The 15,318-nt window shown below is 62.0% G+C and carries 14 protein-coding genes; 8 read left to right on the forward strand and 6 right to left on the reverse strand.

From position 1 onward, the window contains the following. Positions 1–53: 53 nt before the first annotated feature. From JAO73_RS16055 to JAO73_RS16070, 4 genes are all read left to right on the forward strand, one after another. Positions 54–689: a (2Fe-2S)-binding protein gene (locus tag JAO73_RS16055; protein ID WP_198978164.1), complete on the forward strand. Its 636-nt coding sequence runs from the start codon at positions 54–56 to the stop codon at positions 687–689. Between the two features lie 57 nt (positions 690–746). Beyond that, on the forward strand, positions 747–1,730 hold the full coding sequence (locus JAO73_RS16060) for an FAD binding domain-containing protein (protein ID WP_198978165.1): 984 nt from the start codon (positions 747–749) through the stop codon (positions 1,728–1,730). A 139-nt stretch (positions 1,731–1,869) separates the two neighbouring features. Beyond that, entirely contained in the window at positions 1,870–4,203 is a 2,334-nt protein-coding gene (locus JAO73_RS16065) for a xanthine dehydrogenase family protein molybdopterin-binding subunit (RefSeq protein WP_198978166.1), read from the forward strand. A gap of 3 nt (positions 4,204–4,206) precedes the next feature. Further along, a complete protein-coding gene (locus tag JAO73_RS16070; RefSeq protein ID WP_198978167.1) occupies positions 4,207–4,839 on the forward strand; it encodes a nucleotidyltransferase family protein in 633 nt (210 codons plus the stop codon). Between the two features lie 24 nt (positions 4,840–4,863). Here the strand turns inward: JAO73_RS16070 and JAO73_RS16075 are convergent, their stop codons facing one another. Further along, on the reverse strand, positions 4,864–6,138 hold the full coding sequence (locus JAO73_RS16075) for an MFS transporter (protein ID WP_198978168.1): 1,275 nt from the start codon (positions 6,136–6,138) through the stop codon (positions 4,864–4,866). 129 nt (positions 6,139–6,267) lie between these two features. Between JAO73_RS16075 and JAO73_RS16080 the strand changes: the two genes are divergently transcribed. The 3 genes from JAO73_RS16080 to nth all read left to right on the forward strand — a co-directional run bounded on the left by JAO73_RS16080 (position 6,268) and on the right by nth (position 8,657). Further along, complete coding sequence (locus JAO73_RS16080) at positions 6,268–6,672, forward strand: hypothetical protein (RefSeq protein WP_198978169.1); 405 nt, start codon at positions 6,268–6,270, stop codon at positions 6,670–6,672. 291 nt (positions 6,673–6,963) lie between these two features. Then, on the forward strand, positions 6,964–7,602 hold the full coding sequence (locus tag JAO73_RS16085; RefSeq protein WP_190928332.1) for an RNA polymerase sigma factor: 639 nt from the start codon (positions 6,964–6,966) through the stop codon (positions 7,600–7,602). A gap of 377 nt (positions 7,603–7,979) precedes the next feature. Continuing rightward, the gene (gene nth / locus JAO73_RS16090; protein ID WP_198978291.1) at positions 7,980–8,657 is read left to right on the forward strand and encodes an endonuclease III; all 678 of its coding nucleotides are present in this window, start codon (positions 7,980–7,982) and stop codon (positions 8,655–8,657) included. Positions 8,658–8,767: 110 nt separating this feature from the next. Here nth and JAO73_RS16095 read toward each other — a convergent pair whose 3' ends face one another. Both JAO73_RS16095 and JAO73_RS16100 read right to left on the reverse strand, forming a co-directional pair. Continuing rightward, positions 8,768–9,970 carry a glycosyltransferase family 4 protein gene (locus tag JAO73_RS16095; RefSeq protein ID WP_198978170.1) on the reverse strand — a complete coding sequence of 401 codons (1,203 nt, stop codon included), beginning with the start codon at positions 9,968–9,970 and terminating at the stop codon, positions 8,768–8,770. A gap of 76 nt (positions 9,971–10,046) precedes the next feature. Continuing rightward, positions 10,047–11,072 (reverse strand): gliding motility protein GldB-related protein, encoded by a 1,026-nt coding sequence (locus JAO73_RS16100; RefSeq protein ID WP_198978171.1) that lies wholly within the window; start codon positions 11,070–11,072, stop codon positions 10,047–10,049. A 79-nt stretch (positions 11,073–11,151) separates the two neighbouring features. Between JAO73_RS16100 and JAO73_RS16105 the strand changes: the two genes are divergently transcribed. Beyond that, complete coding sequence (locus JAO73_RS16105) at positions 11,152–11,835, forward strand: porin family protein (RefSeq protein ID WP_198978172.1); 684 nt, start codon at positions 11,152–11,154, stop codon at positions 11,833–11,835. An 86-nt stretch (positions 11,836–11,921) separates the two neighbouring features. Here JAO73_RS16105 and JAO73_RS16110 read toward each other — a convergent pair whose 3' ends face one another. From JAO73_RS16110 to JAO73_RS16120, 3 genes are all read right to left on the reverse strand, one after another. Then, positions 11,922–13,529: an Rne/Rng family ribonuclease gene (locus JAO73_RS16110; protein ID WP_198978173.1), complete on the reverse strand. Its 1,608-nt coding sequence runs from the start codon at positions 13,527–13,529 to the stop codon at positions 11,922–11,924. 341 nt (positions 13,530–13,870) lie between these two features. After that, positions 13,871–14,830: a tetratricopeptide repeat protein gene (locus tag JAO73_RS16115; RefSeq protein ID WP_198978174.1), complete on the reverse strand. Its 960-nt coding sequence runs from the start codon at positions 14,828–14,830 to the stop codon at positions 13,871–13,873. Positions 14,831–14,970: 140 nt separating this feature from the next. Further along, positions 14,971–15,279, reverse strand: coding sequence for an HU family DNA-binding protein (locus JAO73_RS16120; protein WP_190928317.1), 309 nt, complete (start codon positions 15,277–15,279; stop codon positions 14,971–14,973). Positions 15,280–15,318 lie beyond the last annotated feature (39 nt).

Genomic DNA, 15,318 nt, shown 5'->3' on the forward strand with positions numbered 1-15,318 from the left:
CCAACCATTACGCCTTCAATCTAGTATTATCAGTCCGGCTAACCCCCTGCGCCATGACTGATGATTTGACCCCTGCCACCGGCAACGGCTTGGCGGCCTCCGACGACGGCCGCCGCACCTTTATCAAGCAAGCCTCTGGACTGCTGGGACTGGCTTTGGCTCCGCCCTTGGTGGGCCAGGCCGAGCGGCTCACGGCAATGGCCAAAAAGGTGGAGGGCGTGAGCGAGATGCGCCTGAAAGTCAACGGTGCCTTGCGCACCATCAAGGCTGAGCCGCGGGTGAGCTTGCTCGACGCCCTGCGTGAACACCTCGACCTCACCGGCTCGAAAAAAGGGTGCGACCACGGCCAGTGCGGCGCCTGCACCGTGCTGGTCGACGGCCGCCGCGTAAACAGTTGCCTCACCCTAGCCGTGATGGCGCAGGGCAAAGAAATAACGACCGTGGAAGGACTGGCCAAAGGCGAAGAGCTGCACCCGCTGCAGCAGGCGTTCCTCGACCACGACGGTTTCCAGTGCGGCTACTGCACGCCGGGCCAGCTCATGTCGGGGGTGGCGTGCCTGAAGGAGGGCCACGCCAAGACCGACGGCGACGTGCGCGAGTGGATGAGCGGCAACCTGTGCCGCTGCGGGGCCTATCCCAATATCGTGGCCGCCATCCGTGAGGTAGAAAAGAGCGGTTTTAAGGGGTAAAACGTCACGTCGAGCGTCGCCGAGACATGACGTTCTTTCTGTAATCAGAATCGAGTTATGAACAACTTTTCCTACCTCTCCACCACCACGGCCAAAGACGCCACGGCCGCCGTCACCGGCACCAAAGGCGCGGCTTTTATAGCCGGCGGCACCACGGTGCTCGATTTGATGAAGCTGAACGTGGAAAACCACACCGAACTGGTCGACATCAACCTGGTGCCCTTCAAAGGCATCGAGCAGACAGCCGACGGCTTGCGCATTGGGGCGCTGGAGCGCATGAGCGACGTGGGCGAGCACCCGCTGGTGGTACAGAACTACCCCGTCATTTCCCAATCGTTGTTGCAAGCGGCCTCGCCGCAGCTGCGCAACATGGCCAGCATCGGCGGCAATTTGCTCCAACGCACGCGCTGTGGGTATTTCCGCGACGTTGCTTTTCCCTGCAACAAGCGCAACCCGGGCTCCGGGTGCCCAGCCCAGGAGGGCGAGAACCGCAATCTGGCCATTTTGGGCGGCAGCAAGGCTTGCATTGCCACCCACCCCGGCGACCTGGGCGTGGCCTTGGCGGCGCTGGATGCGGTGCTGCTGCTCGAAAATGCGAAAGGCAAGCAGCGCCGCGTGCCGCTGGTCGATTTCCACGTGGTGCCGGGCAACACGCCCCAGCGCGAAACCGTGCTGGAACCCGGCGAGCTTATCGTGTCGGTAACGGTGCCAGCGGCGGCCCACGCCCGCAAGTCGATGTACCTGAAAGTGCGTGACCGGGCTTCGTACGCTTTTGCGCTGGCCTCGGCCGCCGTGGGGCTCGATGTGCAGGGCGGGCAAATTCGGACGGCGCGGGTGGCGCTGGGTGGCGTGGGCACCAAGCCCTGGCGGTCGGTAGCGGCCGAGAAAATTCTGACCGGCGCCCCCGCCACCGAGGCCACGTTTCGGGCCGCCGCCGCCGCGGCCGTGCGCGACGCCCAACCCCGCGAACAAAACCGCTTCAAAGTAGAGCTGGCGCAAAACACGCTGGTGCGGGCACTGCTGGAATTATCGGCCGCGTAGAAAGGCCGTCGTGCAGAGCGCAGCGAAGCATCTCGCGTGCCGCCACTAATCAAAATTGAAGAAGTGCTACCCCAAGCGAGATGCTTCGCTGCGCTCTGCACGACGGCCTGGTAGGTCGTCCTAATCAATCCCAACGGTCATGGAACACGAACCCGCTTTTTTCGAAACTTCGCCCACGCCCGGCGTGGTGGGCAAGCCGCTAAACCGCGTGGACGGCCGCGACAAAGTGATGGGCAAGGCGCGGTATTCGGCCGAGTACCCGTTGCCGGGCCTCACCTACGGGGTGCTCAAGACCAGCGACGTTGCCAAGGGGCGCATTCGGAGCATCGACGCCAGCGCGGCGCTGAAGGAGCCCGGGGTGCTGGCCGTGTTCACGCACCTCAACCTGCCCAAGCCCGCCAAAACGCCCAACGACGCCGAAGGCAAAAAAGCCATCGGTGCGCCCATGGGCTTCTTGCCGCTGACCTCGGACGTCATTCACTACGCCGGCCAGCCCGTGGCCCTGGTGGTGGCCGACACGTTTGAGCGCGCTACCCAAGCCGCTGCTTTGGTGCGCGTGAGCTACGCCGCCGAGCAGCCCATTGCCGCCTACACCGACAAACGGGCGCAGCACTTCAACCCCGAGAAAATTCAGGACGGCAAGGCCGACGGCTACACCCGCCGCGGCGATGCCCAGGCCGCCATGGCCGCCGCGCCCGTGCAGCTCACAGCCGTGTACACGCACGCCATCAACCACCACAACCCCATGGAGCCGGGCGCCACCACGGCCATTTGGGAAGCGCCCGACCGGCTGACGGTGTACGAATCGACCCAGGGCGTGACGCGCACGCAGAAGTCCCTGTCGGCCTACCTGGGCTTGCCCCAAGACCAGGTGCGGGTCGTGACGAAGTACCTCGGCGGCGGCTTTGGCTGCAAAGGTTCGTGCTGGCCTCACACCGTGCTCACGGCCCTGGCGGCCAAGGGCGTGGGCCGGCCGGTGAAGCTGGTGCTGAGCCGCAAGCAGCAGTTCACGAGCATGGGCCACCGCGAAGACCAGACCCAAACCCTGCGCCTGGGCGCCACCAAAGAAGGCAAGCTGCTGGCCCTCATCCACGAAAAAACGTCCACTACTTCGCCCTGGGACAACTACGCCGAGGCCAACAGCAAAATCATCAATCTGCTGTACGACTGTCCCACGTTTGAGTCGCACTACGAGCTGGCGCGCGCCAATGTGATGACCTCCACCTTCACCCGGGCCCCTGGCGAGGCACCGGGCTCGTTCGCCATTGAGTGCTCCATGGACGACTTGGCTTATCAATTGGGCCTCGACCCTATTGAAATTCGCCTGCGGAACTACGCCGAGAAAGACCCGAGCACGGGCCAGCCCTGGAGCAGCAAGAGCCTGCGGCAGTGCTATGCCCGCGGCGCCGAATTGTTTGGCTGGAGCAAGCGCAACCCCAAAGCCGGCGTGACGAAAAATGGCCGCTTGCTGGTGGGATACGGCATGGCCACGGCCAGCTACCCGGTGCACAACTCGCAGGGCACGGCCCGCGTGCGCCTCTACGCCGACGGCCACGCCGTGGTGCAGGCCGGCGCCACCGACCTCGGCACCGGTACCTACACCGTGATGACGCAAGTAGCCGCCGACTCGCTGGGCCTGGCGCCCGACAAAGTCCGCTTCGAACTAGGTGATACCAAGCTGCCCACCGCCCCCAATTCGGGCGGCTCGGTGGCGGCCGGCACGGTGTCGTCGTCGGTGTACATGGCGGCCCAGGACGTGTGGGAGAGGCTGACCAAAGTGGCCATCAAGGACCCGAAGTCGCCGCTATTCAAGGCCAAGGCCGAAGACGTAACTGCCGAGAACGGCCGCCTGCAGTTGAAAAAAGACGCCGGCAAAGGCGAGCATTTCATGGCCCTAATGAAGCGCGCCGGACTGGACGACGTGGAGGGCAGCGGCCAGGGCAAGTACGGCGCCGGCTACGAAACCGGCCGCCCCAGCAACCCCGCCGGCCCCCAGAACAACACGGAGTCGGAAGCCAAGCACTCCATGCACTCCTTCGGCGCCCACTTCTGCGAGGTGCAGGTCGACCCCGACCTGGGCACCGTGCGCGTCACGCGTTGGGTGAGCGTGCACGGCGCCGGTCGAATTCTCAACGCCAAGACGGCTCGCAGCCAGATTATCGGCGGCAGCATTTTCGGCATCGGCGCGGCCCTGATGGAAGCCACCGCCCGCGACCCGCACTACGCCCGCTACACCAACGCCGACCTCGGCGATTATCACATCCCGGTGAACACTGACATTCCGGACATGACCGTGGAATTCATCGACGAGCACGACCCTTATATCAACGCCATGGGCGTGAAGGGCATCGGCGAAATTTCGATGGTGGGCGTATCGGCCGCCGTGGCCAACGCCGTGTTCCACGCCACCGGCAAGCGCGTGCGCGACCTGCCCATCACCCCCGATAAGATTTTGGGCACAAAATCCGTTTAGGCAATGGCTGCCCCTGAGTCCACCACCAGCGCCACTGCTTCGGCTGCCACCGAGCCGGTGGCGCTGGTACTGTTAGCCGCCGGCGCCTCCACCCGCATGGGGCGCCCCAAGCAGCTCCTCTCCTACCGCGGCCGCACGCTGCTGCGCCACGCTGCCGAAACGGCCATAGCCAGCGGCTGCACGCCCATTGTGCTGGTGACGGGTGCCGTGCGCGAGGCGTTGGCCGCCGAGGTAGCGGACCTGCCCGTGCAGGTGGTGCACAACCCCGATTGGGAAACCGGCATGGCGTCCTCCATCCGCGCGGGCCTGGCAGCAGCTCAGCCAGCCGAGCCAGCGGCGGTGCTCATCATGCTCAGCGACCAGCCTCACCTGACGCCGGAGCTGCTGCGGGAGCTGGTGCAGCGGCAGCGCCAAGCCCAGGCGCCTATTGCGGCGGCGGCCTACGGCGACGCGCTGGGCGTGCCCGCCGTGTTCGACCGGGCCTTGTTTTCTCAGCTTATGGAGCTGCGTGGCCAGGCCGGCGCCGGCCGCCTCATTGCCAGCTACGGGCCCGCCGTGGAGCGCATTGCGTTTCCGGCGGGTTTGCTTGATGTAGACACGCCGGAGCAATACGCCGCGCTGCTGCAGAACGGGTAGCGCCACGGCAGCAAGCCCCCGCACCTACTTCGTGCCCGATTCCAGCTTGCGCAGCTTGTCGGCCTTCCAGGTGGTGATGGCCACCACCAGCAGCGTCATCAGCCCGCCAAACACCACCGAGCGCACCGTGCCCAGCAGCCGGGCCGCCGTGCCGCTCTCAAACGCGCCAATTTCGTTGCTGGAACCAATGAAAATGTTGTTCACCGCCGACACCCGGCCCTTCATGTACTCGGGCGTGTAGACGTGAATGAGCGTGGAGCGCACAATCACAGAAACCGAATCGAACACACCTGTGAGGAACAACAGAAACAACGACAGGAAGAAGTTGCGCGAGAGTGCGAAGGCAATAGTGGCCAGCCCAAAGCCCGCCACCGCCCACAGCAGCTTCAGACCGGCCTTGCGCTTGAGTGGGTAATACGTGAGAAAAATGGCCATCAGCACCGAACCAATGGCAGGAGCCGCTTCCAGCTGCCCGAAGCCGCGCGCGCCCACCTTCAGGATGTCGGAAGCAAACACCGGCAGCAGCGCCACGGCCCCGCCAAACAGCACGGCAAACATGTCCAGCGACAGCGCCGCCAGCACCAACTGGTTGCCGAAAATGAAACGCAGGCCGCTCAGCACGCTGTCTTTCAAACTCAGGCGTTCGCCTTCCGTGGGCGGCAGCGGCCGGTCGGCAATGCGCGCAAACTGCACCAGGCCCAGCGCCAGCAGCCCCAACGCCACGGCGTAGGACCAGGCCACGCCCAGCGGCTCGATGAGAAAGCCGCCCAGTGCCGGCCCCAGCACCGCCGAGGCCTGGTAGGTAGTGCTGTTCCAGGTAATGGCGTTGGGCAGCAGCGCGCGGTCGGGCAGCAGCTGCGGCATAAACGAGAATAGCGCCGGGCCCATGAAGCCCCGCGCCAGGCCGCTCACAAAAATCACCGCATACAGTGGCAGCGTGTAAAGCGCGCCTTTCGCCAGCAGCCCGATGCCGTAGGGGCTAGCCAGGGCCGCTAGGGCCGCCGCGCACAGCACCAGCACCGCCAAGGCCATCACCACAATGCGCTTGCGCCGCACCGTATCGGCCACGTAGCCGGCGTAGAGCGACACCACGATGCTGGGAATGGCCTCCGACAGCCCGATGAGGCCCAGCGCCAGCGGGTCGCCGGTGAGGTGGTAAATCTGCCAGCTCACGACCAGCCCCTGCACCCGCGTAGCCACCGTGAGCAGGGTGCGGGTCGACACCAGGCGGCGGAAATCGGGCACGCGCAGGGCCGCGTAGGGGTCGTGAGCCGGGGCAGAATCAGCAGAAGGCAGCATAAGCAACGTCGAAAAGGCCAGTACGGCAGCCGCGGGCAAAGGTAGGCCCAGGCGGGCCGCAGGGTTAGGTCCAGCCGCGGGATTCGCCTATCTTGGAGCTTCTCTCGCACCGCTTGTTTTGCCCGGTTCATGTCCGCCTTTGGCTTGGAAATAACGCCCCGCCCCGACCTGCCGGCCATCGTGGCCCGCTGGCAGCGCGAAATCAGCGCGTCCGAACTGCAGGCCGGCTATTTCGCCATTCTGGAAGCCGCCGATGCTTTTGCCTGCTGGCGTTGGCTGCTCGACCTGCGCCGCCGCGACGAGCTGGTGTCGGCCGAACTCACGCACTGGATGAACGCCGACTTCTTCCCGCTGCTTCCGGGCCGCTACTCAGCGCCAGTGCGCCTGGCGTTTCTGGTGTCGCCGCTGCGCGCGCTGCAGGAGCAGTCGGCCAGCTCCGTGGCGGCCATCAGCGCCACCACGCGCCCCCACCACGGCTACCTTACCGCCTTATTCACGGAGGAAGCCGCTGCTTATCAGTGGTTAGCGCAGTAACCAAAGACTTTGGCGAATAAATACTTATTTTTTGAAACTTTTTTTAGATTTTTTATTCCACAATTCTGCGCCAGCAACGCGTAGATGAAGTTTTGCGGAAGGTTGCTTCGTTTTTCTTACAGAATTTTGGCTTTTTTTCTTTTTCGACTCTTGCGCATGTGGTTTTCGTCGCTCTACATTTGGAACGATTCTAGCGGGTAAAAACCCGACTCCCGGTCGCTCCCCAATTTTTTTCTCGGTAACTGCATACTATGGCCTAAAGCTCTACGTTCCCTTATTCCGTAGCCCTTTATGGACCTCTTGCAACCGAGCGACTCCGCGCTCATCTCGCTCTACCTGGCCGGCCAGGAATCCGCCTTCGCTATCCTGCTGGAGCGGCATCGCAGTCGTGTGTTCACGACCATCCTCCTCATCGTGCGCGACGAGGACGTGGCCGAGGACCTGTTGCAGGACACGTTCATCAAGGCCATTCACACTCTCAAAGGGGGCCGCTACAACGAAGAGGGCAAGTTTGCCCCCTGGATTTGCCGCATTGCCCACAATTTGGCCATCGACTCGTTCCGCCGCGGCAAGCGAACGCCCCACGTCAGCCTCAGCGACAACGACCGGCTGACCAACACTCTCACCCTCGCCGACGACGGCCCGGACGATATCCTGGCCCGCGAGGAAACCCACACCCGCCTGCGGGCGTTAATCCAGGAGCTGCCCGCCGCCCAAAAGGAGGTGCTGCTGATGCGCCATTACGGCGACATGAGCTTCCAGGAGATTGCCGACGCGACCGGTGTGAGCATCAACACGGCCCTGGGCCGCATGCGCTACGCGCTGATAAACCTGCGGAAGAAAATGACCGCACATTCCCTGCACGATTATGATTCAAACCTTACCCCATTCGACACTGCTCCAGTATGTGTACAACGAATTGCCTCCTGAAAGGCAGCGCGAGGTAGAGGAGGCGTTGCAGCACGACCCGGAACTGGCAGCCACGTGCGCCGACCTCCTTTTGGCCCAGCGGGCACTCGACGGCGTTCGCCGCGAGCCGCGGGCCCACACCTCCGAGGCCATTTTGCGCTACTCGCGCACTTTTTTAGCCAAATCTTAAGTCCGTTCAACTTTTTGTGGCAGCCGCTGCAGCCCCTGCGCTGGAGCCGAAAACACCAGTAGTTGACGCCCTATGCCCGGTCATGCTGGGCGCAGCCGAAGCATCTTTACCGCAACACTAAATCCAAGCAAAAGGAATAGTATTGCGGTAGAGATGCTTCGGCTGCGCTCAGCATGACCGTTTTTCTTTGTGTATTCTTGCCTTGCTCATGCGCCGCGCCGACCGATTTCAGTACTTCCTCGACTACTTCACCACCAACTTTCCGGAGCCCAAAACCGAACTGGTGTACGGCAACCCGTATGAGCTGATTGTGGCGGTGGTGCTCAGCGCCCAGTGCACCGACAAGCGCGTGAACCAAGTGATGCCGCCCCTGCTGGCGCAGTTTCCCACGGCCGCGCACCTTGGGGCCGCCTCCGCCGATGACATCTTTCCGTTCATCAGCAGCATTTCCTACCCCAACAACAAGGCCAAGCACCTGGCCGGCCTAGGCCGCATGCTCACCGAGGACTTTGGCGGCGAAGTGCCCAGCCAGATTGACGAGCTGCAGCGCCTGCCCGGCGTGGGCCGCAAAACGGCCAACGTGGTGGCGTCCGTTATCTACAACCAACCCGCCATGGCGGTCGATACACACGTGTTTCGCGTCTCACACCGCATCGGCTTGGTGCCCAAAACGGCTACCACGCCCCTGGCCGTGGAGAAAGCACTGGTGCGTTACATCCCCATCGAGCTGATTAACCGGGCGCACCACTGGCTCATTTTGCACGGGCGCTACATCTGCGTGGCGCGCTCGCCCAAGTGCAGCGTTTGCCCACTGGCGACTAGTTGCGCCTATTTTGATAAGCATTTTGGCAAAGCTGCAGCCTACGTGCCTATTCCAGAACGATAAGCTGCGAAGTAAGTGAGTGACTACAGAGTGGCTATTTGCTGCTTATTTGGTACACAAAGTTCAATTGAAAGCACAACGCGGTACAAAAGCTACTGGGTTCAGCACAAACACTACCCCGCAGCCTGTTCCAAAATCTGCTGCACGGCTGTGGCCAGTTGTATGCGGTCGAAGGATTCTATTGCTAAGCGGCGGCCCTGCTCCCCGGCGCGGAGCAGCGCGCTGGGCTGGGCCAGCAATTCGCGCAGCTTGGCGGCCAACGCCAGAGCATCGCCCGCCGGCACGTACCAGCCGCAGGCGTGCTGCTCCACCAGTTTTTTGGTCCAGCCCCGGTTGGTCACGATGACCGGCGTGCCCACGGCCAGCGAATCGTAGAGCTTAGCCGGGGAGTTGGCATCCAGCACCGGCAAGTTGAGGAACGACACCACCGAAACATCGGCCAGCGCAAACCAGCCGAACACTTCGTGCCGCGGCAACCCGCCCGCCAGCCGAATGCGCCCCGGCCAACGCGCCGCCGCCGCCGCAATCAGCGGCTCATAAAACCCGTGGCCCAGAAACAGCCACACCACGTCGCGGCCTTCCGCAGCCATTGCCTCAGCCGCAGCCACCAGCGTCGGCATGTCGTTGGCTCGCCCAAAGGTGCCCGCGTAGAGAATGACCTGCTTGCCGGTCAGGCCTTGCTCCTGCCGCAGCCGGGCAACGGCCGCGGACGTGGCCCGGGCCGCCAGCGCCAAGTCGGTGCCGTTGAGCACGGTGGTTACTTTTTCGGGGGCGATGCCCAGGTCCGTCACGTAGCGCGTCATGTCGGGCGAGAGCGGCAGCACGGCGCGGGCGCTTTGGTACAGCGCTTTTTCCAGCCGATAAAGCTGCTGCCGGGCCAGCGCAGTGGGCACCGCCCCCATGGCAATGGGGAACGACGGCCACAAATCCTGCACTTCAAACACCCACGGCACCCGCCGCCAGCGCGCCACCCGCGCCGCCGCCCAGGCCGCCGTGAGCGGCGTGCTGATGCCCCAAATCACGTCGGGCCTGTCAATTTTCAGCCCTTCGCGCACGGCCCAGGCGGCGTACTGCGCAAAGGCCACGACCCGCCGGGCGGGCCCCATTCTGTTCTCATAGGGCACGTTGGCCTCCCGGATTTCCACTCCAGGCGGCACCCAGGCAAATTCGTGGGTCAGCTGTTGGCTGCGCCAGGCCGGCGTGGTCAGCAGCGTTACCCGGTGCGTTTTGGCCATGTGCGCCAGCAACGTGTAGTGTCGGCTGGTGGCCGGGCAATCGGGGCTGGTGTGGTACTGGCTGAAAACGGCTATGTGCATGAGCGGTGAGGTGGTGAAATGGTGAGGTAGTGAGTTGAGCGAATTTCTCCTACTCGCCGCCCCACCTCTTCTCCACTCACTTGTTCATAGGCCGATAGTGCGACTCGTTTAGAATGCGCTGAGCGTTTTTCTCAGCCATGAGGCGGCCCAGGGTCACGTCGGGGTGCAGCGACACGTACTTGCGGATGATTTGCAGACCCACCCACTGCCCCACGCGGCCGGGGCAGGTTTTGTCGATTTCGGGCACGTTGGGCCGCTCACCCACGTACTTCTGCAGCAGGAAAGGCGTGGTCGAGTACAGCAGGTTCTTTTCCAGAAAATGGCCCCACACGCGCGGCTCGTTGGCCTCCAGCCCTATCATTTCGCGCCGCGTGTAGCCCATCAGCAGCGAGTCGGGCGTGCAGGGCAGCATCTGGCTGGCGAAGTAGAGCGACTTGCCGGCGTGCACCATGGCGTCGAGCATGGTATTGGCCGTGAGTTCGTGGCGGTTGTACTTGCTCGACACGTCCTGGGCCAGCAGCGGCATGAGGCCGGCCGGCGTGTAGCGGCGCAGCATGTACTGCGGCAGGTCGGGGCGCTTGCTGGCCTTGGGGCCCACAAACCAGTCCAGGCTCATTACCAGCAGGCTGTCGTTCACGTAAATGTCCTTGGCTAGAAAACCGCTCACGTAGGTAGTGGTGGGCGGAACCCGGAAATCGGGAAAGTAATGATGCACCCGCCGAAACATTTCGCCCAAGTCGTGCCGCAGGGCCGCGCTGTCGGGGAAGGCCGCTGCCGTTTCGCGTCCCAGCTGCTGCAGGGCGGCGTTGGTGGCCAGCTGCGTCAGGCCGTTGGCCAGCTGTTTTTCGTTGGCCGGCTGGCGCTGCAGGTAGTACCGCGCAAAAGCCGGGTGGGCGTTCAAAAACTGTTCGGCATCGGCCGGCGTTTTGATGGCGAAAAACGGCTGCTCCAGGCGTTGCACCTTCACGGGCACTGTGGGCGCGTCGGCCGCCGCGTCGGCGCGGCAGCCTTCGGCCGGCCCCCCGTTGCAGGCCGCAAGGCCAAGGGCTCCAACTAAAAACAGGGGCAGCCAGCGCCGCCAGGCGAAATTATTCGTGTTCACGCTCGTTACTTTGAAGTAAAATTAGCCAAAACCTGCCGGCAGTCGGTAGTTTCCATCCGCAGTAGCCCTATCTGTACGCATGAAAAAAATATTGCTCGCCGCCCTGGCCCTCGCGGCATCCATTGGCACGGCCTCGGCCCAGGTCGAAATTGGCCTTAAAGTGTCGCCCTCCATCACCAGCCTGCGCGCTGAATCGACCTCCGCCAACGCTTTCAAGAGCGACGGCAGCCAGCTCGGCTTCGGCGGGGGCCTGGTTGTCGACTACTTCTTCGGCGAAAACTACGCTTTCAGCACCGGCCTGCTGCTCACCGGCAAAGGCGGCACCATTGCCTACAACGACATCAACAACGGCTCGAATACGCCGGTAGTGGTGAAACCCAAAATTGGCATTCAGTACCTCGAGCTGCCCGTCACGGTGAAGCTCTTCACGAATGAAATTGCGTCGGCCACCCGCCTTTACTTCCAGGTCGGCGGCTCCCTCAACGTGCCCATCGGCACCCGCATCAACGGCAGCAAGTTCTACACCGACCCCGGCACCGGCACCGAAGTAAAAGCCGGCGACTACGTGTATTTCATCGATGCCGATGCGCTGGTGGGTGCCGGCGTAGAGTACCAAATGGGCAAAAGCACCAAGCTGTTTGCCGGCCTCAGCTACCACCGCGGCCTGGTCGACATCGACCATTACTTCGAAAGCAAGCGCGGCTTCAAGGACGTGACCATCAAAAACAGCAGCGTCGCGCTGGATTTGGGCATCAAGTTCTAAGTATCCGCTTCCACAACTTTAAGACACAAAAAGCCCCGGCTTCGCTCGAAGCCGGGGCTTTTTGTTGGCATCTGATTACCCTGTTCTCAGTCCTCGATTTCTACCTCGCGGTCCTGCAAGCGGCTCATGGCGGCGGCCGACGAGCGCAGCTGAATTTCCTCACCCCGCTCGTCTTCGATGCGGTAGTCGGTGAGGCCCAGGCTACTGTCTTTTACCACTTTCACCCATTTGTAGTACTTAAGGTACCACTTCATCTGGCGCGAAACCAGTCCTTTGGTGTAGTACGCGTGCAGGAACGGGTGCACCGACAGCGTGAGGCCCGACTGGTTCTGGTTCACCAGCAGGTCATCGATGCTGTTGTCGATGTCGTCCGTCACCTGAATGGAGGCCGAAATCTTGCCCGTGCCGCCGCAGGTGGGGCACACCTCGCCGGTCACGATGTTCTCGGCCGGCCGCACCCGCTGGCGGGTGATTTGCAGCAGGCCAAACTTGGTGATGGGCAGCACCGTGAACTTGGCCTTGTCGTGCTTCATCACGTCGCGCACGGCGTCTTCCACCTTTTTGCGGCTTTCGGCCGAGCGCATGTCGATGAAGTCGACCACGATGATGCCGCCCATATCGCGCAGGCGCAGCTGCCGGGCCACTTCCTTAGCCGCCAGCATGTTAATCATAAGGGCCGTCGCTTCCTGGTCGTTTTCCTGGTTGCTCTTGCTGCCCGAGTTCACGTCGATGACGTGCAGCGCCTCGGTGTGCTCGATGACGAGGTAGCCGCCGCCGGGCACGGTCACAGTCTTGCCAAACAGCGTCTTTAGCTGCTTCTCGATGCCGGTTTGCTCGAAAATCTTGATTTTCGAGTTGTGCAGTTTCAGCAAGCCGAGCTTGTCGGGCGCAATTTTCTGGAGATAGTCACGCATCTCCTCGTACATGGCCGGCGCGTCGACCATGATGCTGTCGAACGACTCGTTCAGCATGTCGCGGAGCATCGACGACGTGCGGCCGAGTTCGCCCAGCACCTTGTCGTTGGGCTTGGCGGTGCGCAGCGTGGCATGCAGCTGCTCCCATTTGGCCACCATGTCCTGCATGTCCTTGTCCAGCTCGGCCACTTCGCGCCCCTCCGCCACGGTGCGAATGATGACACCAAAGTTTTCGGGCTTGATACTGGCAATGAGCCGCTTGAGCCGGTCACGCTCGGCTTTGCTCACTATCTTCTTGCTCACGCTGATGGTATTCGAAAACGGCATCAGCACGAGGTAACGGCCCGCCATCGAAATGTCGGTGCTCACGCGAGGGCCCTTCGTTGAGATGGGCTCTTTGATAATCTGGACAACAATCTGCTGCCCTTTCTTGAACACGTTTTCGGCCTTGCCCACTTTGTCGAGCGGGGGCTCAAACGTAAATTTTTCTAGTCCGGCGGTGGCGGCGCGGCCGCTTTGAACCGTCCGGGCCCACTTCGTGAAGGAGTTGTATTGTTCCCCGAGGTCGCCGTAGTGCAGAAACGCGTCTTTTTCGTAGCCAATGTCCACAAAAGCCGCGTTCAGGCCGGGCATCACCTTTTTCACGGTGCCCAGGAAGATGTCGCCTACTGAGTAATTGGTGTCGTTGCGGTCGAAATGGTATTCAATCAACCGCTTGTCTTGCAACAACGCAATTCGCTCGCCTTCCTGAGTAGAATTAATGACTAATTCATTACTCAAAGCCTTGATTATGTTAAAGTAACCTCATTAGCAGCTGTCTTAGCACTACCCCGAAACCGGCAAAGGGAAGCCAGAACCATAAGTTCTGGCTTCCCTCGCGAGCCACGGGAAAAGCGCCCAGCGCGGCCACACCCAGGAGGCTACGTGAGAGATAGACGGCTGGCTCCCTTCCCGTTAGGAAAACTGCCGGCCGTCGCTACGCCCCGTGAGGCTTACTTCTTCTTGTGGCGGTTCTTGCGCAGGCGCTTCTTGCGCTTGTGGGTGGCAATCTTATGACGCTTTCTTTTTTTACCGCAGGGCATGATGCTTGGGGGTTAAGTTGGTGATTGTTTGTGTCGTGTCTATTTCAGCTTTGCAATTTCTTCGTCAACCGAAGCGGCCAGAGCGGGGTCGTTGCTCAGGCCCTTGGCGGCCAGAAACGCTTGTTTGGCTTCCTCCTTGGCGCCGGTGCGGGCCAAAGTTACGCCGAGGTAAAACTGCCCGTTCACGTTTTTCGGATTGACTTTCACCAAATCCTTGAAACGCTGCACGGCTTTGTCGTACTGGTTGCTTTGCACCGCCAAAATGCCCATGTTGTAGAGGGCTTTCTCGTTGCGCGGGTCGGCTTCCAGCACTTCGCGCAGGAGCGAAATGCCCTGCACGGGGTTTTCGGAGGCCATGTAGGCCATGCCGAGGTTGGTTTTGGCGTCGAGGTTGCCGGGTTGCTCCTTCAGCACCTTGGCATACAGTTCCCGGGCTTTGCCCCCGAGCAGTTTCACCCGCTCGTCGGAAGCCGCAAAGCTAAACGCTTGGAAGTAGGCATCGGCCGCCTGCTGCCAGTTGGCAGCGGTGGGCTTGGCTAAGGCCACTTGCTCCAGGTAGTAGCCGGCGCTGTCGAACCGCTCCACGCCGTTGTAGCGGCGGGCCAGGGTGGTGGCCACCGCCGCTTTGGTAGCGGGCGTGGCGGCCTGGTACTCCTTCAGCAGACGGCTGATTTCCTGGCGCTGAGCGGCCGTGGCCGTGGTGTGCGGCGCCACGGCATCGGCCGAGGCGCTGTGATTGTGGCCGTCATCGTCGGAATGGGCACCGCCGTTGTCCGTCGCCGTAGCCGGCACCGGCCCCGAGGAAGCTTCGGTTTTGGAGCCGTTGGTGTTGGGGCCGCCGCCGTCGCGGGTGGCCGTTGCGGCGGCGTCCTTGCTCAATTCCGAACGGCTTTCCTTGGGCTTTACGATGCCCTTGGGCAACGCAAAAAGTCCTCCTACCAGCACGAGTGCGGCAGCGAGGACAACCAATTGATGGGAAGCTGAACGGGTAGTGGCCATAGGCTGAAAAAAGCCGGCCGCCGGGGCTTTCCCTTGCGGGAAAGACACCGGCGGCGCGGCCGGCAATCATTTCAGGAATAAGTGCGAAAGGATGAGTAATTGGAGGCTACTCCCTATTTCGCGCTTGCTACCGTTAAAAACTAGGCTTTGGCCGCGGTGGCTTTTACCTTCTTGCTGTTTTTGATTTTGGCCACGAAGGTCTTCGACGGCTTGAAGCTCGGGATGTAGTGCTCCTCGATGATGAGCGACGTATTCTTCGAGATGTTGCGGGCCACTTTCCGGGCGCGCTTCTTGTTAACGAACGAGCCGAAGCCGCGCACATAGATGTTGTTGCCTTCCGTCATGGAATCTTTCACGACTTTGAAGAAAGCCTCAACAGTCATCAATACATCTGCTTTCTCGATGCCGGTCTTGGTGGAGATTTCGGCGATTACCTCAGCTTTAGTCACGTTGGTATGGTACTTAGGTGGTTGAAAAAATTACGTTTT

The organism is Hymenobacter miniatus (genome assembly GCF_016427455.1).
In the GTDB taxonomy this organism is placed as follows: Bacteria; Bacteroidota; Bacteroidia; order Cytophagales; family Hymenobacteraceae; genus Hymenobacter; species Hymenobacter armeniacus.

Excerpts from the sequence above, each read along its gene's own strand:
- JAO73_RS16105 (WP_198978172.1), top strand. The coding sequence starts at position 11,152 with ATGAAAAAAATATTGCTCGCCGCCCTGGCCCTCGCGGCATCCATTGGC.
- JAO73_RS16075 (WP_198978168.1), bottom strand. The coding sequence starts at position 6,138 with ATGCTGCCTTCTGCTGATTCTGCCCCGGCTCACGACCCCTACGCGGCC.
- JAO73_RS16065 (WP_198978166.1), top strand. The coding sequence starts at position 1,870 with ATGGAACACGAACCCGCTTTTTTCGAAACTTCGCCCACGCCCGGCGTG.
- JAO73_RS16060 (WP_198978165.1), top strand. The coding sequence starts at position 747 with ATGAACAACTTTTCCTACCTCTCCACCACCACGGCCAAAGACGCCACG.
- JAO73_RS16095 (WP_198978170.1), bottom strand. The coding sequence starts at position 9,970 with ATGCACATAGCCGTTTTCAGCCAGTACCACACCAGCCCCGATTGCCCG.
- JAO73_RS16115 (WP_198978174.1), bottom strand. The coding sequence starts at position 14,830 with ATGGCCACTACCCGTTCAGCTTCCCATCAATTGGTTGTCCTCGCTGCC.
- JAO73_RS16080 (WP_198978169.1), top strand. The coding sequence starts at position 6,268 with ATGTCCGCCTTTGGCTTGGAAATAACGCCCCGCCCCGACCTGCCGGCC.
- JAO73_RS16055 (WP_198978164.1), top strand. The coding sequence starts at position 54 with ATGACTGATGATTTGACCCCTGCCACCGGCAACGGCTTGGCGGCCTCC.
- JAO73_RS16085 (WP_190928332.1), top strand. The coding sequence starts at position 6,964 with ATGGACCTCTTGCAACCGAGCGACTCCGCGCTCATCTCGCTCTACCTG.
- JAO73_RS16070 (WP_198978167.1), top strand. The coding sequence starts at position 4,207 with ATGGCTGCCCCTGAGTCCACCACCAGCGCCACTGCTTCGGCTGCCACC.
- nth (WP_198978291.1), top strand. The coding sequence starts at position 7,980 with ATGCGCCGCGCCGACCGATTTCAGTACTTCCTCGACTACTTCACCACC.